This window comes from Psychrobacter luti, assembly GCF_014192115.1.
In the GTDB taxonomy this organism is placed as follows: Bacteria; Pseudomonadota; Gammaproteobacteria; order Pseudomonadales; family Moraxellaceae; genus Psychrobacter; species Psychrobacter luti.
The window spans coordinates 513,562-531,641 of the sequence record NZ_JACHXL010000002.1; the positions used below are offsets into that span (position 1 = coordinate 513,562).

Genomic DNA, 18,080 nt, shown 5'->3' on the forward strand with positions numbered 1-18,080 from the left:
TAATTTATAATGTATTTATTTTTAACTAGGTGTTTTAACAATGTATTCTTTCACTATGCGTTAAGCATATAGCGCACATGTTATCGAAAAGCCTTTCTGCATAATGTTAGAAATTGTTTGTTACGTGTTCACTAAGTTACTAAAACACTGAATAATGTAATGCTGCACTTAACAGCCTTTGTAAAATAGCTAAGCTTAGACAAGTCAAATGGCAAGTAGGTAGGCAGTTATGCAAAAAAGAATTAAGCCAACAAGCTCAATATAAAAAACAAACCAAAGCGCCTATCGACTGCTGAGTCGATAGGCGCTTTGGTCTGAGCTTGTTGAATTTAAATAAAAACTTCGAACTCATTTAGCAGTAATTACTAACAGCTATTTAATTTATTTAGTCTTACGCGGTGGCAGACCAGTATGCTGAGTTTGGAAGTTACCTTTGCTGACTTTTTTGCTGTTTTTACCGGAAGTGTTTTTTGCCGCGCTAGGACTATTATTGCTGCGTTTCACCGAGTCATTGCCCAAGCGACTGTTCTTTTTACGCGCCGATTGATAGCTGTCTTGCGCCGCATCGCGACCTTCTAAACTGGCATTAAATGGCGGAATTAAACAGCCACGACCTTTACCAATCAAATCACTGCGTTCCATATCTTGCAGCGCTTTACGCAATAGTACCCAGTTTTTTGGATCATGATAGCGTAAGAAAGCTTTATGTAATTTACGTTGCTTACCAGATTTGACGATATCCATGTCACCTTCGTCACGGCTGATTTTATGCAGCGGATCTTTATGCGTATGATACATGGTAGTCGCGGTCGCCATCGGGCTTGGATAAAACGCCTGCACTTGGTCAGCGCGGTAACCGTGGCTTTTTAGCCAAAGCGCAAGGTTCATCATATCTTCATCTTTGGTGCCGGGATGGGCGGCGATAAAGTAAGGAATCAGATACTGCTCTTTGCCTGCTTCTTGGCTGTACTGCTCAAACATGGCTTTGAATTTATCATAATTGCCCATGCCCGGCTTCATCATTTTTGACAGTACCGCTTCTTCTGAGTGCTCAGGAGCGATTTTCAGATAACCACCGACGTGATGACTGACCAATTCTTTGACATATTCAGGGTCTTTAATCGCCAAGTCATAACGCAAACCTGAGGCGATAAGAATCTTTTTCACGCCTTTGATATCACGCGCTTTACGATATAGCTGGGTCAAATTACTGTGATCGGTAATCAAATTTTCGCAAACATCAGGATAGACGCAAGACGGCTTACGGCAGTTCTTTTCTATAGTCTCATCTTTACAGTTCAGGCGATACATATTGGCTGTTGGACCACCAAGGTCAGAGATGACACCGGTGAAGTTCGGCGCGGTATCACGAATCGCTTCGACTTCACGCAAGATAGATTCTTCTGAGCGGTTTTGGATAATGCGGCCTTCATGCTCAGTGATTGAGCAAAAAGTACAACCGCCAAAACAGCCGCGCATGATATTGACTGAAAATTTAATCATGTCATAAGCAGGAATACGCGCATCGCCATAGCTTGGATGCGGCAGACGGGCATACGGCAAATCAAAGACATAATCCATCTCTTCCGTTGAGAGCGGAATCGGTGGCGGATTGAGCCAAACGTCAATCGATGTATGCGAATTACCAGCGCCGCTACTATGACGCTGCACTAGCGCCCGCGCATTACCCGGATTGGTCTCAAGGTGTAAGATACGGCTGGCATGAGCGTACAAAACAGGGTCAGATTTGACGTGCTCATAATCGGGCAGACGAATAACGGTTTGCTCACGCGGCGGCATTTTAATTTTATGCTTACGCGCCGTCATCGGCTTACTAAAGCCGCGCATTTGTACCACTTGCGTCTCTTCGTCCACTTGCTCAGCATTCAATACTTTATTGGTCACAGGTTCTGCAACAAAGCCTTGATACTGCGCGGACATTCCTGTCATAGCTTGTCCGACCGGTGAGTCAGATGGCTTTTCTTGTTCAATTTTGCAGCTATCAACGTCTTCGGTCATCACATATGGGTTGATAATCGGATCGACGCGACCGACGGTATCGACATCATTACTGGCAACTTCGGTCATGCCAGCTTGCCAATGGCGACGGGTCGGGGTCAATAAATACGCTGTACCACGCAGTTTGCTCATTTGCTCAAACGTATAACCTTTTGATAGACCATGTACCACATCGACGATAGCGCGCTCAGCATTACCATACAATAAGACATCGGCACGGGCATCCATCAAGATACTGCGGCGTACTTTATCTGACCAATAATCATAATGGGCGATACGGCGTAAGCTGCCCTCGATACCGCCTAAAATAATTGGCACATCAGGATAAGCTTCACGGCAACGTTGGCTATAAACGATGGCGGCGCGGTCAGGACGTTTGTCAGCCACGTTACCCGGCGAATACGCATCATCGCTACGAATTTTACGGTCAGCGGTATAACGGTTAATCATGCTGTCCATGTTGCCGGCAGTCACACCATAAGCATAAACCGGTTTACCCAGCTCCATAAAGGCATCTTTGCTCTTCCAATCTGGCTGGGCAATGATGCCCACGCGAAAGCCTTGCGCCTCTAATAAGCGGCCGATAATCGCCATCCCAAAGCTTGGATGGTCGACATAAGCATCGCCTGAGATAATAATGACATCACAGGCATCCCAGCCCAAATCGTCCATCTCTTTGCGGCTCATCGGCAAATAAGGCGCAGGCTCGTAGCAGCTCGCCCAATGTTTGTCGTAGTCGTAAAGTGGTTTGGTGCCTTGTTTAAAGGCGGTACGGGCGATGGTATCGGCAGACATGAGCGGACCTGTTAATTAGAAAAATGGCACTAAAAATAAGCCGTTATAATTTTTAATTAATAACGGCTTATTTAAAAGCGCTCATTTTAACATGAATTATGCTCAGGATGTGATAAACGATGCTAAAGGATTAGCGATAAGTTATTGATAGCGTAAGATAATATACCAATAAAAGGTTTCTAGAAATTTAGAAACCTGTTTGATTTAGGCGGTTGTTAGTATGAAAGATTTACTACTGTAATAATTGGAAGGGGAAGGTCACGACATCAAAAGCAAGGGCAAAGGGCAGTAAGACCAGCTTTTGTGCCGTATTAGTGCCGCTACGAGACACTTGTTTTTGCTGACCTTGGGTATAAAAACTCACCGTATAAGGTTTGCTTAAAGCACGATAATTGGCTTGGATTAAACTCAAATTACTCACTTGCGGATAAATCGCACCTTTGACAGGAATGCTAAAGCAAAAGCGCTGAGCATTGATACGCTGGTCGCTGGCTGAAGTGCAGTCGCGGCCATTATTTTGCAAAAAGAATTGATAATCTGAGCGTTGGAACTCATCTTTTAATTTGGCATAAGAAAGCTTCATTTCACCCTGAAAATAGCCATCGTTATTGGGTACAGAAAAGCTCATATCGTTATCGACGTGGATATTTTTTGGCGTCAGGTTACTTAATAAGCCAATCATTTCTGTCCCGCCTTGGGTCAGCACATAGCTGTTTTTTTCACCGACGATAACCATGGTAGCATTTGGTGTTTTTGGCAATGCTTGGGCGGGACGACCAAAGGCGACAATTTGGTCTTCAGACAAGATTTGCTTGGTAGTGGTGGTGCTAGAATAATCGTCATTTTCTAATAAAGAGCTGGTTGCGCAGCCTGAGCTTACGAGTAATGCCGCAAGTGATGCACCTGTTAATAAGGTTTTCGGGTTTAATAACTTCGATAGGGTCTGAGTATTCTTATTCGTGTCGATAGACTGTATCTTTTTACTCATAATCAGGCTTCCTTGTCTGCTATACGGTTGATGGTTTATCTAGCATTTAATGCCAAACTTTCGTTGCTATCGTACCTGTTTTAGTGAGCAATTATCCACTCATAATTGATGATAAAAATTGAATGGGCTTTGTAGCTATCGTTAATCGAGCAAAATCTTAGTGCCACTCTTAGTAAAGTTCATCACAAACTGGCTTTTAAAGCTGCGCACATTGTTCTCGTAAGTCAGCAAATTACGCGTAAATTCGTGATAGTCATTCATGTTTTTCGCATTGACCATGAGCATGAAATCGGCATCTCCTGACACTTCATAGCAGCTCATTACTCGCGGTTGGTCATGCATTAAGCGCTCAAATCGATGCTGCATCGAGGTATTTGAGCGCGACATCTCTATCATTACCACCGCGGTAAGCCCGTAACCGACCTTATTTGGGTCAACGATAGCGACTTGTTTAGTAATTATTCCGTTATCTATCAATGCCTGAATACGACGCTGGGCAGTAGCGATAGAGATATGCACGCGCTCTGCCACCGTTTTTAACGGTAAGCTCGCATCGTCCTGTAGCAAATTTAAAATGGCTTTATCGGTATCGTCTAAAACATGGCTCATAATATTTAGCTCTAAAAAATCATAATTATTTAAATTTCATTATAAATATTATCGTTATAAATTCTAAACATAAGAAAATAGTCGTAATTTGATTATAAAATAGATAGTTTTACTCACGAATATGTCTATATAGAGACAATTTCTCTTTATGCCACTGTAAAATACACCCTATCAATCCAAGCTGGCAAGCGAAATAAAAAACAGTTGGGTTATCTCACGTTTATTTGTATTTACGGTGTTTATTATGTCTTCCTCAACGCTATCTCATGTCTTTACTAATACGCTAGCAAATGCGGTATCGCTTCTGCCTTTGCCTGCGGTGTGGACAGCTGGCAGCAAACAACAGCGCACACTAATCATGGGTGTGGCATTGGCGATATTATCAAATCTGTTATTTGGCGTGCTTTATGCCTATAGCAGTTTTTTAGCGCCGCTATCTGGCACGCAAGTTTTTATCTGGCGTATGCTGGCAATGTGGGCAGCGCTAATCGGCTATCTTGTGATCAGTGGGCGATTAGGTTTGCATATTGATAAGTTAAAAGCGCTCAGAACCGTTAAGCAGTGGGCGTGGTTATTATTACCAACGCCGATATTTTTGAGTCAGTTTTGGCTGTTTATGTGGGCACCCGTAAATGGGCAGGGCGTACAAACCGCGATGGGTTATTTTCTGTTTCCACTGATGATGGTGATATTTGGCTGTGTTCTTTTTGGTGAAAAGTTAAGCCGTCTACAATGGTTGGCCGTTTCTTTTGCCGCTGTCGGCGTAGGCAGTGAGATTGTGCGCACGCAAAGTGTCTCTTGGGCGACACTCTGGGTTTGCGGGACCTATCCTATCTATTATATTTTACGCCGTTTGCAAGGGATTGGCGCGGTGACTGGATTATTGGTCGATTTAACCATCTTTGCACCGTTCGCTTTGGCATATTTATTTTTTATTGCACCGAGTAGTTTAAGCTTGGTTAGCGGTTCAGGATTTTTTATTATGATGCTAATAGGTTTAGGTATCTTGAGTGTATTGGCTATGAAAACCAACGTCGATGCCAGTCAGATGCTCCCAGTAAATGTATACGGTATGATGAGCTATATAGAACCGGCATTATTATTTATCTTGGCAATCACCATATTAGGTAACCCTTTTGAATCCGCGATGATATATAGCTACGGCTTAATTTGGCTCGGGATTGCTTGTCTAATTGTGCATGGTGTTCGTCAATTGTGCTGCGCTCATAAACACTCGAAAATAAAAAAAATGTCTCATGCAGCTTAGTACTTTATACAGACAACAAGTGACGCAAATAAAAAAGGACAATGCAACTTATGCTGCATCGTCCTTTTTTATCGCGCTAAAAATAATTAATTTAAGACCGTAATCTTGAACAAATAAATTTAGTCGGCATTTTTAAAGCCGCGCTGCTTATCACGTTCCCAGTCGCGGTCTTTCAGTGTTTTACGTTTATCGTGCTGTTTTTTACCTAGCGCTAAAGCAATTTGGCATTTCACCAAAGAGTTTTTCCAGTAGCAGGATAACGGCACGCAAGCATAGCCTTTTTGATTGACCGCGCCCATTAACTTTTCGATTTCACGGCGATTGAGCAGCAGCTTACGCGTACGAATGCTATCAGGACTGACATGCGTTGAGCTTGAGAGCAGCGGCTGGATATGCGCGCCAAAAATGAACGCCTCATTATTCCGAAAGATAATATACGCTTCGGTAATGGTCATCTTGCCCGCGCGAATGGCCTTAACTTCCCAACCTTGTAACGATAGACCTGCCTCAAACGTCTCTTCAATAAAGTACTCATGACGAGCTTTTTTATTGGCGCAAATTTGATTGTCAGGTTTTTTTGATTTTTTTGACATAATTTCTCCATAAGGACTTTAATATATTGTTTTTGGATATCGTGTTCTAGTATCGCTTCAACATACAGTGTCCCAGTCCAACTGTTCCTCATCCTAACCCTTTAGTAGGGGTGATTTTTTGTCATGCTAATTTGTGATGTCAAGCATGGCAAATTAGGCATACCAAAAGAGATGAGTCGAACCGACTATTGTAGCAAAGCAGACGGCGAAAAGGTAAATCGGCTGTTAGGACAAATGTAGCAGATAAGTATTAAGTTTGAGTAAAATTTGCTAGCATATGGGTCATTATCATTAACCATATTAGTCCTGTTATGAGCCTTTCTGCTACTTCTTCAAAACTGCATACCAAGATTTTATACCCTGGTACCTTTGATCCCATTACCAATGGTCATGTGGATTTGGTTAAACGCGCAACGAAACTATTCGATGAGGTGGTCATTGCTGTCGCCTCAGGTCATCATAAAAAGCCATTGTTTGACTTTGAAGAGCGCGTTGCCTTGGTCGAAACGGTATTTGCTGATTTACCGCAAGTGTCGGTGATTGGTTTTGAAGGTTTGTTGGTCGACTTTATGCGCGAAAAAAACGCCACCGCTGTACTACGTGGTCTGCGAGCGATGTCAGACTTTGAATATGAGTTTCAATTGGCCAATATGAATCGTGAACTTGATGAAAATTTTGAAGCGGTATTTTTAACCCCGTCGCAAAATTACTCGTTTATTTCGTCAACGATGATTCGTGAAATTGCCAAACTTGGCGGTGATGTGACCAAATTTGTGCCACCTTGTGTTTCAGAAGCTTTTATAAAAAAACTCAGCAGCTAAATTTAGTTAAACGCTTAGTAAGTTAAGCTTTAAATATGGGCTGATTGTTCAATATTAAGTGTAATAATAAACAACAGACGTACTCATTTATTATCAACTGCTAGCAAATAAGGAGCAGTTTATGGCGTTATTAATTACCGATGAATGCATCAATTGTGATGTTTGCGAGCCTGCTTGTCCCAATGAAGCCATCTCAGAAGGCGATGATATTTATGTCATTGATCCTGATTTATGCACCGAATGCGTTGGGCACTTTGATGAGCCGCAATGCGTGGTCATCTGTCCTGTTGACTGTATCCCGCATGATCCAAACCACGCCGAAAGTGAGAGTGATTTGATGTCAAAATATAAGCGTATTACTGGTGAATAAAACATGACAACATCCAACCCTTCAATGAGCAATTTTTCAACGAAAGACTTCGACCAACAGCACCTTTGGCATCCTTATGCCAGTTTGCCGCCCACCTATCCAAATATCGTTATTGATCATGCCGAGGGTATTTATATCGTCACTAATGATGGCACGCGCCTGATTGACGGTATGTCGTCATGGTGGGCGAGCGTGCATGGTTATAATCATCCAGTGCTCAATGCGGCGATGATTGAACAATTGGGCAAAATGGCGCATGTGATGTTTGGTGGCTTGACCCATCAGCCGGCGATAGATTTAGGCAAAAAGCTGCTAGCTATTGTACCTGCTGGACTCGATGCGATATTTTATGCTGACAGTGGCAGCATTGCAGTAGAAGTGGCACTAAAAATGGCACTGCAATATCAAATTGCTGCTAAGAGACCAACGAAGCAACAGTTTGCCTCGACGCATTCTGGTTATTATGGCGATACCTGGCACGCGATGAGCGTCTGCGATCCGCTTGCTGGCATGCATAGCCTTTATGGTAAGCAATTACCTTTGCAGCATTTTGTGCCTGCACCGCCGTTAGGGTTTGGGCGTCAGCTAAATCAAACTACACGTGATGAATTAACCGCATTTTTTGCCAAACATAGTCATCAGCTTGCTGGTTTTATCATTGAACCTATTATTCAAGGCGCAGGCGGGATGCGCTTTTATAGCCCCCAGTATTTGCAACTGTTACGTAAGCTGTGTGATGAGCATGACGTGGTATTAATTGCGGATGAAATCGCCACTGGCTTTGGGCGTAGTGGCAAGTTATTTGCTTGTGAGCATGCCAATATTAGCCCTGATATTATGACCATTGGAAAGGCGCTGACGGGCGGATATATGACCTTTGCCGCGACTTTATGTACGCGCCATATTGCTGACACCATTAGCCAAAGTGATTATCCAGCCCTGATGCATGGCCCGACCTTTATGGGCAATCCGCTAGCATGTGCCGTTGCCTGTGCCTCGATTGATTTAATTTTGTCCTACGATATAGAAGCGCGTACGGCAAATATACAAGCCGTGATGGAGCAACATCTCGCATCTGCAGCGACGTTAGTTGGTGTTAAAGAGGTGCGTTGTTTGGGCGCAGTGGCCGTCATTGAGCTAGATACAGCCGTTGATATGCGAGTTTTTCAATCTTTACTGATTGAAAATGGCATTTGGGTGCGACCATTCGGTAAATTGGTTTATATCATGCCGCCTTATGTGATTACTGATAATGAGCTGGTGACGCTATGTCAGTCACTACTAACCGTCGTCACTTCGTACTTGAATCAAATTTCTACGACCAATAGAGCTTCGCTATGAGTGTGCTATTTATTTCAGGCATTGATACTGATATTGGTAAAACCTATGCCACAGGCATGATAGCAAAAGCCCTGATACAGCAAGGTATTAATGTCATCACCCAAAAGTTGGTACAAACAGGGGTTAGCGTCAATTCAGCTAGTGGCGAGATGAATATTGCCGATGATATTGTCACTCATCGTCAATTGATGGGAATTCCGTTGCAGCCTTGCGATATTGATAGCACTACTTGTCCGTATCGTTATGAGAAGCCGGCGTCGCCGCATTTGGCAGTGAAACTTGCCAATGCCGCTTTAGATCCTAATGTGATTACGAACGCCACAAAAAGTCTGCAAACCAATTATGAAGTGGTTTTATTAGAAGGGGTAGGTGGCTTGCTTGTGCCTATTACTGAGCAGTTATTAACCTTAGATTATATTACCACTCAAGGTTATCCAGTTATTCTAGTCACATCAGGTAGGCTCGGTAGTATTAATCATACCTTGCTTAGTTTAGAGGCTATTAAAGCACGTGGCTTAACGGTACATAGCGTCATTTATAATCATATTCATGATACTGCTGATAATACCGATACTGAGATTGCTAATAGCAGCATTGATTATTTAAAAAACTATCTGGCGCAAAATTATCCAAATGCTCATTGGCTACAGCTGCCATGCCAAGCTAAAAATAAATTTGAAGAAGAAATAAATGGTGATTTAATATTACCGCAGCATTTTATTGAAGCCATTATTTGAATTATTTGGTATAAACTCAAAATAAGCACAAAAGACATTCCCACGCAGCCTTTAGGTTTGCTATACTAGCGCGCTTGGTAGACTAGACGATCGCCGCTGCACACTGGCAACAGATGCGCAGGGGAGGAAAGTCCGGGCTACATAGGGCAGCGTGCCAGCTAACGGCTGGGCAGGGTAACTTGACGACCAGTGCAGCAGAGAGGAGACCGCCTTTAGTGTCGCAAGACATTATCGGTAAGGGTGAAAGGGTGCGGTAAGAGCGCACCGCGTGGCTGGCAACAGTTCACGGCATGGTAAACTCCACGCGTAGCAAGACCAAATAGGCATCGGCATGGCGCGGCCCGCGTTCGATGCGGGTAGGTTGCTTGAGCGTATCAGCGATGATACGCCTAGAGGAATGATCGTCCACGACAGAACCCGGCTTATCGGTCTACCAACTTTTTTATTGTTCGTTTTTATCGTTAGCATTATGAATATTTGCCATTAATTTGAATAAAATTCCTATTTTTTGCAAATAAACGATAATTAGGGGTTGACGATAGTCATCTCTATCGGTATTATACCGAGCCTTAAATGGCGATGTAGCTCAGCTGGTTAGAGCGCATGACTCATAATCGTGAGGTCAAGAGTTCAAGTCTCTTCATCGCCACCATTTATAGTAAGACTAGCAGTATTAAAAATGCCAATCATTCTATGATTGGTTTTTTTTTGCCTGATTTTTGCCAAGTAGCGTCTAGCTCATCGGCTTTATCTAGCTTCGCAGTGAGCAAAGTTTTTTGTATTTTAATAGCCGCTGATTGCAGTCATGTATCACGCAACATCTTGCTAATAAAATCGCCTTACTTTACAGTGGAAAACTGCTAGAATACCCTCACATGCCTGCGCGTATTAATCACTAACCAATTGAGTTAGTCAGTAGTGATAAGCGCCATGAGCTTTTGCCTTAGATATGATAGTTTACTTACTCATTACGACAGTATTGGCGTATTGGCTGATACCGTAATATGAGTAAGTATTTTATTGATTCTATCTAACAGCATTTATTTTCGTTATTCAATCCTCCATTATTTAGTAGGCGCTTTGTGACTGCATTAGCCAATATTCGTAACTTTTCTATTATTGCCCACATTGATCATGGCAAGTCGACCCTTGCCGATCGTTTTATTCAGATGTGCGGTGCGCTGCAAGATCGTGAAATGCAGGCGCAGGTCCTCGATTCTATGGACATTGAGCGTGAGCGCGGCATCACTATTAAAGCCCAGTCCGTGACCTTGTTTTACGACCATCCTAACGGCGAGCGTTATCAGCTTAACTTTATTGATACCCCTGGTCACGTTGATTTTTCATACGAAGTATCACGCTCACTAGCCGCTTGTGAAGGCGCGCTATTGGTCGTTGATGCTGCGCAAGGCGTAGAAGCGCAATCTGTTGCCAACTGCTATACCGCGGTTGATCAAGGCTTGGAGGTGATGGCGGTTCTTAATAAAATTGACTTGCCACAAGTTGAGCCTGAGCGTGTCATTCAAGAGATTGAAGACATCATTGGGATCGATGCCGTTGATGCACCACGTGTATCAGCCAAGTCTGGTCTTGGCGTCGATAAGCTGCTAGAAGCCTTGGTCGAGTTTATTCCTGCGCCGACTGGCGATCGTGAGTCGCCGCTACAAGCATTGATTATCGACTCATGGTTTGATAGTTACTTAGGCGTGGTCTCGCTCGTACGTGTGCGTGAAGGAACGGTCAAAAAAGGCGATAAAATTTATATCTTATCGACCAAGGAAGCGCATTTGGTCAGCTCGATTGGTGTCTTTACGCCGAAGCCTTTAGATACGGGAATTTTAGAAGCCGGTGAAGTTGGTTTTATTATTGCCGGTATTAAAGATATTGCAGGCGCACCTGTAGGTGATACGATTACCCATTCAAAGACCCCTGACGTTGAACGTATTCCTGGTTTTAAGCAGATTACGCCGCAGGTTTATTCGGGCATGTTCCCAGTTGACTCTAGCGATTTTGAAAAATTCCGCGAAGCCCTGCAAAAACTACAGATTAATGATGCTTCACTATTCTTTGAGCCTGATACCTCTGATGCACTCGGATTTGGTTTCCGCTGCGGCTTCTTAGGTATGCTGCACATGGAGATTATCCAAGAGCGTTTAGAGCGCGAATATGACTTGGATTTAATCACTACCGCGCCATCAGTTATTTATGAGATTGAAAAGAAGAACGGCGAAGTCATTTATGTTGATAATCCATCAAGATTGCCTGAGCCAAATAATATCGAAGAGTTCCGCGAGCCGATTGCGCGCTGTCAGATTTTAGTGCCACAAGATTACTTGGGTAACGTGATGACCCTTTGCATCGAGCGCCGCGGAGTCCAAGTCGATATGCGCTTTATGGGTCGTCAAGTGCAGCTGATTTTTGATATTCCGATGGGAGAGGTGGTCATGGACTTCTTTGACCGTCTAAAATCAGTCTCGCGCGGATTTGCGTCGCTGGATTACAATTTTGAGCGTTATCAAGTAGATAAATTGGTCAAAGTTGACGTGCTGATTAATGGCGAGAAAGTCGATGCGTTAGCCATGATTGTGCATCAAGACCAAGCGCGCTATCGTGGTAATGCATTAGTGGGTAAAATGAAAGAGCTGATTCCGCGTCAGATGTTTGATGTAGCGATTCAGGCCGCGATTGGTAGCCAGATTATCGGCCGCAGTACCGTGAAAGCCATGCGTAAAGACGTACTAGCCAAGTGTTATGGTGGCGACGTTTCGCGTAAGAAAAAGCTGCTCTCAAAACAGAAAGCCGGTAAAAAACGTATGAAGCAAGTCGGTAATGTGGAAATTCCACAAGAAGCTTTCTTAGCTGTTTTACAAGTTGAATAAATCACCGATAAATGATCAAACGTCATTTGTCTTAATATCTTTTTTTAATACCTCATTTATTAATCGTAAATACTAGCAGATAAGTAGCTCGCTAATAGGCAAATAAGTATGGATTTTGATTTTAATTTGATTTTAGTACCCTTAACCATTGGTTTAGGTATTATTTGGCTATTAGACAAGCTAACGCTTAAACAACGTAAAACACGAGGCCGCGGTAAAGAAAGTTTGCTGGTGCGCTGGGCGTATGACTTTTTCCCTGTGCTAGCGGTGGTATTAATTGTGCGCTCATTCTTGATTGAGCCGTTTAATATTCCCTCATCATCTATGGTGCCGACTTTATATACTGGTGATTTTATCGCAGTCAATAAATATGCCTATGGGGTGCGTCTGCCGCTCACTTATAATAAAGTGCTTGATACAGGTGCGCCTGAGCATGGCGATGTGGCGGTTTTTCGCTATCCTGAAAACCCAAGTATTTATTATATTAAGCGCGTCATTGGTCTGCCGGGTGATAGCGTTAGTTATAGTCAAGGTACGTTAGCGATTAACGACACGCCAGTTCCTACCAAAGCGGTAAATTTTGCTGCCGATGCTGAGCTCACCTCACAGTTATATCCTGCAGGGCAAGTTGCACCAGGGCAAGTATTAACTGAAGATAATGCTATACAAATGGGTCAACAAGAAGAAAATGCAGCTCAGTATTTTGAAGAGACTCAAGGGAACAACAAACACTTGGTGCGCTACTTACCTGATATGAATAGTGCACAATATGCGCCATTTTTACAGCAAGAGTCACCAGAAGTGGTCAGCTCTGAAGGGACAGAGTGGCGTATCAATGTTCCTGAAGGTCATTACTTTGTGATGGGTGATAACCGCGATCGTAGTGCTGATGGGCGTTTTTGGGGTTTCGTTCCTGATGACAATTTAGCGGGTAAAGCGGTCTATATTTGGATGCATAAGCCACCTGGTCTTAACTTACCTACCTTTAAACGTAATGGTAGTATTGATTGATATCATCGATGTGCTAAAGATTGATTTACCGATAATAGTTTGTGCTAATATTATGGCTATTTAATAAACTGCTGAATGACTTATAAATATCAATTTTTAAACAATGATATTAATAGTATGGCGGTTTATCTATAGCAACTTAAGTAATTTACCCTTTGAGAGGTATTATGGTGCATCAATTATCTGGTTTGTCTTCGCAGCGCGGTGCTAGTGTGACGAGTGTCGTTTTTATCATTATCGTTTTGGGTGTGGCTGCCAAACTGATCGTCGCTATCGTACCGGCGCAGATTGGTGATTATCAGCTGACTAAAACGTTAAGTGCGCAGCTTAAAGAATCCAACGCGAATAAGGAAACAGCCAAACAGTTTGTTGAACGTGTCAATAAACAGCTGTCTATTAATGCTGATTATGATACGCAAGCAGAAGAGGTTTTTACCTTTACGGATAAAAAAACAGGTCAACTTGCTATTCATAAGCAGTATGAAGTCACTAATAAACTTTTTGGTAATGTCGATATCGTTAATCGTTTTGAAGGCGACATTGATGCAACCACAGCCGAATAATCTGTACTCTACATTATAGAAAAGTGAATATTCATGATTGATATTTACTTTTTTAAGAAATTTAAAAGATTCTAACGCACCAAAAGTTAGCCATATTCATTAATGCAAAAAAATGCAACAAAAGGGATAATCACAAGCCACGCATGAAACCAACTTCGCAGTATCCTCAGGCGGTTCCTAATCACCAAAAAAGTAGCATGTCTGATGACACGCTGATTATTAGCTCAGAATTTATTCAACGGTTAGCGATATTAACGCGCAAGTTGGGTTATGTGTTTAACGATTTAAGTCTGCCTAAGCTGGCGCTCACCCATCGCTCATTTGATAGTAAGAAAAACTATGAGCGTTTAGAGTTTTTGGGTGACGCGCTACTAGGTATGATAGTCGGTGAAGCGTTATATCACCGTTATCCGACGCAAAACGAAGGTCGTCTGACCCGTATGCGCGCGACTTTAGTTCGGCAAGAATCGCTGGTTATTATTGCCCAAAATCTAGAGCTTTCTAATCAATTGATATTAGGAGTCGGTGAGCGTAAAGGCGGCGGGCGCAATCGTGCTTCTATCTTAGCGGATGCGGTAGAGTCATTGATTGGTGCGATTTATCTAGATAGCCAAGATATGGATATTACCCGTGATTGCGTGCTTTCTTGGTATGGCGACCTCATTGATAATGTTAATGATCAAAAAGCGCTCAAAGATGCCAAAAGCCGCTTACAAGAATGGTTGCAATCTAAGCAGTTTGATTTGCCGCATTATGAGCTGATGGAAACTCGCGGTAACGCCCCGCATCAAATTTTTGTGGTGCGCTGTCAGGTAAATATTAATAACTGTCCTGATATTACCGAGTCGGGTGAAAGTCGCCGTATCGCTGAGCAAAAAGCGGCAGAGCTGATGATTAATCAGTTGCATAAATTGCCAGGTCAGCCTAAAAAACGCTCATAGATAATTTTTCAGACGTGTTTTACACCGCTTTTTTAAAGTCCATTTATTGAAATGTTCCGTTTTCTAAATACTAATTTTTCTAAGTGCTAAGTTTTCGATTGTTTCAATAAACGATTATTCGAAATACCAAATACTCTTAATATGATCAGATTCATGCCACTTTAATTCAAATCACTGATAAGTGGCTTGACTGATGACAACCTCCATAGGATTAACCCATGAGCAATCACAACGACTTGCCATTAAATAATGAAGATAATGCCAAAAATATGACCGAAAACACCGATACCAGTTCAATCCAAAATAATGTTGAAACAAATGACGTTGAACAAAACCACGCTGAATTAGGCAATACTAGATTAAATGATGCTAAGCTAAATGTTGATAACACAAAAGATACTGCGTTAGAGAATAACTCAATAGAAGATAACGCGCTAGAAAATGACACGGCGATCGAAGAGTTCTTTTCACCCAATAATAATGCACATATGGCTGATGGTTTTAAAACAGGTTATGTGGCCATTGTTGGTCGCCCGAATGTGGGTAAATCAACCTTGATGAACCACTTGTTGGGTCAAAAACTGTCTATCACCTCGCGTAAACCACAAACGACCCGCCATCGTATTCACGGTATTTTGTCTAACGATGAGATGCAAGCGGTGTTTGTTGATACTCCAGGTATTCATCGCAACGAAGTACGTGCTATCAATGAGCGTATGAATAAAGCGGCCGTCTCTGCCTTGGTTGATGTTGACTTGGTTTTATTTGTCGTTGATTCTGACCAATGGCGCGACGATGATTTGCTTGTTTTACAAAAGCTTGGCGATACCAATTTAACTGTGGTATTGGTGATTAATAAAGCCGATACTTTAAAAGATAAAGGTAGCGTATTGCCATTGATCGAAACCTTTAACGACAGTTTTGATTTTGCTGATATTGTCCCTGTTTCTGCTTTAAAGAATCAAAACTTGGATCGTTTGCAAGAAGTGATTGCCTCACATTTGCCAATCGCCGATCCTATTTATGATACCGAGCAGATTACCGATCGCTCAGAGCGCTTTTTAGCCAGTGAAATTATCCGCGAAAAAATCATGCGTAGTGCAGGTGATGAAGTACCATACGATTTAACCGTACAGATTGATGGCTTTAAAGACGAAGCCGCGCATATAGACCCAAAAACTGGTCGCCCCCGTAAAGCTTGCACCTTTATCGATGCGACCATTTATGTCGAGCGCAGTGGGCAAAAAGCAATCGTCATTGGTGATAAAGGCCAGCGTATCAAACAAGTGGGCATGGATGCGCGTAAAGACATGGAACAGCTGTTTGACAAGAAAATCATGTTAACACTGTGGGTAAAAGTGAAACGTGGCTGGTCTGATGATGAGCGTGCTTTGACCAGTTTAGGATATTAATAGCGATTTAACAGAAATAGTATGGTGTCATGTATTTATGGCGCCATACGTTTATATCATCATTGCTGAGGTAATAATCAATGCGTAACGAAGCGTTAATCGGTTATTTATTACATCAGCGTCCTTATCAAGAAAAACGCGCCCTATACTATTTATTTTCTCAGCACCATGGTGTCATCCATGGAATTGGCAAAAAAGGCGCACCGCTCTTTATGCCACTGCAACTTTTTGCAACTGGCAAACGCGATTTAAAAACCTTCAGTCAGATTAATATTGCGCCGTTAAATGCCATTCAAACGCTTATAGAGCAAAAAGATGAGAACGCTAATTTATCAGAGGCGCTCCATCATGAAAGTATCAGCGGACAACATCAATACGCTGCCCTTTACTTGAATGAGATATTGTGGCGGCTATTGCCTACTGAAGATCCTATGCCGGTATTATGGCAACATTATCAAAACAGTCTACAGCAGCTTAAGCAGCCTTTAACTGCTGATGAGTTGCGTTTATGTTTGCGCCAGTTTGAGACCTATCTATTTAATGAATTGGGCTTTGCTTTAACATTAAAGCATGACAGCCTTGATCAACCAATTGAATCTGACTGCGTTTATCGATTCTTGCCTGATGTGGGTTTGGTGCCGATTGTCCATAAAGAAGATAACGAAAAAATAGTAGCACAAACTGTTTTTAAAGGTAGTGAGGTTTTAGTGATGGTAGAGCAGGGTATCTCTGCTATTACGCTCAACACTTGGTCGCGTTTACATCGACAACTGATTGATCATCTGCTTGATTACCAGCCATTACAAAGTCGTTTGCTCTGGCAACAGCAACAGCGCTATCAATCCTAGGGTTTATGAATATTTTACACCCACTTTTTAGTAAATGATCTGGATATTATTGAAAGGATTTTTTATGACCAACACAACGGTAGTACAGGCAGCTAATTTAACGGAAAACTTGGAGAGCAGCTTAAAAAAACCTCTGTTAGGGGTTAATATTGACCATGTAGCGACTTTACGCCAAGCAAGAGGTGTCAGTTATCCAAGCCCATTGGCAGCCGCTCTGTTATGTGAGCAAGCAGGGGCAGATGGCATTACGATTCATTTGCGTGAAGACCGTCGTCATATTCAAGATGCCGATGTGTATGAGATTGCTGAGCAGTTGACTACGAGAATGAACTTGGAGATGGCAGCAACGACTGAGATGCTTGAGATTGCTCGCAAGGTCAAGCCATTTTGGGTATGTTTAGTACCTGAGAAGCGTGCTGAGTTGACTACCGAAGGCGGTCTTGATGTCGCAGGACAGATGCCTTGGTTGACGGACTATATTGCCAAGTTACAAGCGGTCGGTATTAAAGTCTCTTTGTTTATCGATCCAGAAGATAAGCAGATTGCTGCAGCGGTAACTTGCGGTGCCGATGCGATTGAACTACATACAGGTGCCTATGCTGAGGCAGGTCTGGTCTGTAACATCGATAAGATGAATGCTGAGCTTACACGGATTAAGCAAGCGGTGCGGACTGCGCAAGATGCTGATAGCAATATGCTGATTAATGCAGGTCATGGTCTAACACGTGACAATGTCTATGCTATTGCCCAAATTAACGGTATATATGAGCTAAATATTGGCCACGCCCTTATTGCCGATGCCGTTTTTGTTGGCTTAGAGCAGGCAGTTATTATGATGAAAAATGCTATGCATCAAAGTGCGTAATTATTTTAACCTTATCGTTTT

The 18,080-nt window shown here is 42.6% G+C and carries 16 protein-coding genes, 1 tRNA gene and 1 other RNA gene; 14 read left to right on the plus strand and 4 right to left on the minus strand.

What is annotated here, in order from left to right:
- Window positions 1-381: 381 nt before the first annotated feature.
- The 3 genes from FHS24_RS06535 to FHS24_RS06545 all read right to left on the minus strand — a co-directional run bounded on the left by FHS24_RS06535 (window position 382) and on the right by FHS24_RS06545 (window position 4,411).
- Window positions 382-2,814, minus strand: coding sequence for a YgiQ family radical SAM protein (locus FHS24_RS06535; protein ID WP_183619898.1), 2,433 nt, complete (start codon window positions 2,812-2,814; stop codon window positions 382-384).
- Window positions 2,815-3,046: 232 nt separating this feature from the next.
- Window positions 3,047-3,802, minus strand: coding sequence for a YidX family protein (locus FHS24_RS06540; RefSeq protein ID WP_183619900.1), 756 nt, complete (start codon window positions 3,800-3,802; stop codon window positions 3,047-3,049).
- Window positions 3,803-3,943: 141 nt separating this feature from the next.
- Window positions 3,944-4,411 (minus strand): Lrp/AsnC family transcriptional regulator, encoded by a 468-nt coding sequence (locus FHS24_RS06545; protein ID WP_183619902.1) that lies wholly within the window; start codon window positions 4,409-4,411, stop codon window positions 3,944-3,946.
- 244 nt (window positions 4,412-4,655) lie between these two features.
- Here FHS24_RS06545 and rarD point away from each other — a divergent pair, with 244 nt between their 5' ends.
- Window positions 4,656-5,678 carry an EamA family transporter RarD gene (rarD, locus tag FHS24_RS06550; protein ID WP_183619904.1) on the plus strand — a complete coding sequence of 341 codons (1,023 nt, stop codon included), beginning with the start codon at window positions 4,656-4,658 and terminating at the stop codon, window positions 5,676-5,678.
- A 119-nt stretch (window positions 5,679-5,797) separates the two neighbouring features.
- Here the strand turns inward: rarD and smpB are convergent, their stop codons facing one another.
- Window positions 5,798-6,271, minus strand: coding sequence for an SsrA-binding protein SmpB (gene smpB, locus FHS24_RS06555; protein ID WP_183619912.1), 474 nt, complete (start codon window positions 6,269-6,271; stop codon window positions 5,798-5,800).
- A 311-nt stretch (window positions 6,272-6,582) separates the two neighbouring features.
- Between smpB and coaD the strand changes: the two genes are divergently transcribed.
- The 13 genes from coaD to FHS24_RS06620 all read left to right on the plus strand — a co-directional run bounded on the left by coaD (window position 6,583) and on the right by FHS24_RS06620 (window position 18,059).
- The gene (coaD, locus tag FHS24_RS06560; protein WP_183619914.1) at window positions 6,583-7,092 is read left to right on the plus strand and encodes a pantetheine-phosphate adenylyltransferase; all 510 of its coding nucleotides are present in this window, start codon (window positions 6,583-6,585) and stop codon (window positions 7,090-7,092) included.
- A gap of 121 nt (window positions 7,093-7,213) precedes the next feature.
- Complete coding sequence (locus FHS24_RS06565; RefSeq protein ID WP_183619916.1) at window positions 7,214-7,462, plus strand: YfhL family 4Fe-4S dicluster ferredoxin; 249 nt, start codon at window positions 7,214-7,216, stop codon at window positions 7,460-7,462.
- A gap of 24 nt (window positions 7,463-7,486) precedes the next feature.
- Entirely contained in the window at window positions 7,487-8,803 is a 1,317-nt protein-coding gene (gene bioA, locus FHS24_RS06570; RefSeq protein WP_183620102.1) for an adenosylmethionine--8-amino-7-oxononanoate transaminase, read from the plus strand.
- Window positions 8,800-9,540: a dethiobiotin synthase gene (bioD, locus tag FHS24_RS06575; protein ID WP_183619918.1), complete on the plus strand. Its 741-nt coding sequence runs from the start codon at window positions 8,800-8,802 to the stop codon at window positions 9,538-9,540. The genes bioA and bioD overlap by 4 nt, the downstream gene beginning before the upstream one ends.
- A 74-nt stretch (window positions 9,541-9,614) precedes the next feature.
- Window positions 9,615-9,981: RNase P RNA component class A (rnpB, locus tag FHS24_RS06580), an RNA gene on the plus strand.
- A 134-nt stretch (window positions 9,982-10,115) separates the two neighbouring features.
- Window positions 10,116-10,192 (plus strand) — tRNA-Met (locus FHS24_RS06585).
- 430 nt (window positions 10,193-10,622) lie between these two features.
- On the plus strand, window positions 10,623-12,419 hold the full coding sequence (gene lepA, locus FHS24_RS06590) for a translation elongation factor 4 (protein ID WP_183619920.1): 1,797 nt from the start codon (window positions 10,623-10,625) through the stop codon (window positions 12,417-12,419).
- A 108-nt stretch (window positions 12,420-12,527) separates the two neighbouring features.
- Window positions 12,528-13,430: a signal peptidase I gene (gene lepB, locus FHS24_RS06595; protein ID WP_183619922.1), complete on the plus strand. Its 903-nt coding sequence runs from the start codon at window positions 12,528-12,530 to the stop codon at window positions 13,428-13,430.
- Window positions 13,431-13,597: 167 nt separating this feature from the next.
- Window positions 13,598-13,993: a DUF4845 domain-containing protein gene (locus tag FHS24_RS06600; RefSeq protein ID WP_183619924.1), complete on the plus strand. Its 396-nt coding sequence runs from the start codon at window positions 13,598-13,600 to the stop codon at window positions 13,991-13,993.
- A gap of 143 nt (window positions 13,994-14,136) precedes the next feature.
- On the plus strand, window positions 14,137-14,934 hold the full coding sequence (gene rnc / locus FHS24_RS06605; protein ID WP_183619926.1) for a ribonuclease III: 798 nt from the start codon (window positions 14,137-14,139) through the stop codon (window positions 14,932-14,934).
- 218 nt (window positions 14,935-15,152) lie between these two features.
- A complete protein-coding gene (era, locus tag FHS24_RS06610) occupies window positions 15,153-16,346 on the plus strand; it encodes a GTPase Era (protein ID WP_183619928.1) in 1,194 nt (397 codons plus the stop codon).
- Window positions 16,347-16,426: 80 nt separating this feature from the next.
- Window positions 16,427-17,194, plus strand: coding sequence for a DNA repair protein RecO (gene recO, locus FHS24_RS06615; RefSeq protein ID WP_183619929.1), 768 nt, complete (start codon window positions 16,427-16,429; stop codon window positions 17,192-17,194).
- 64 nt (window positions 17,195-17,258) lie between these two features.
- Window positions 17,259-18,059, plus strand: a complete 801-nt coding sequence (locus tag FHS24_RS06620) for a pyridoxine 5'-phosphate synthase (protein WP_183619931.1) — start codon at window positions 17,259-17,261, stop codon at window positions 18,057-18,059.
- Window positions 18,060-18,080: the final 21 nt, after the last annotated feature.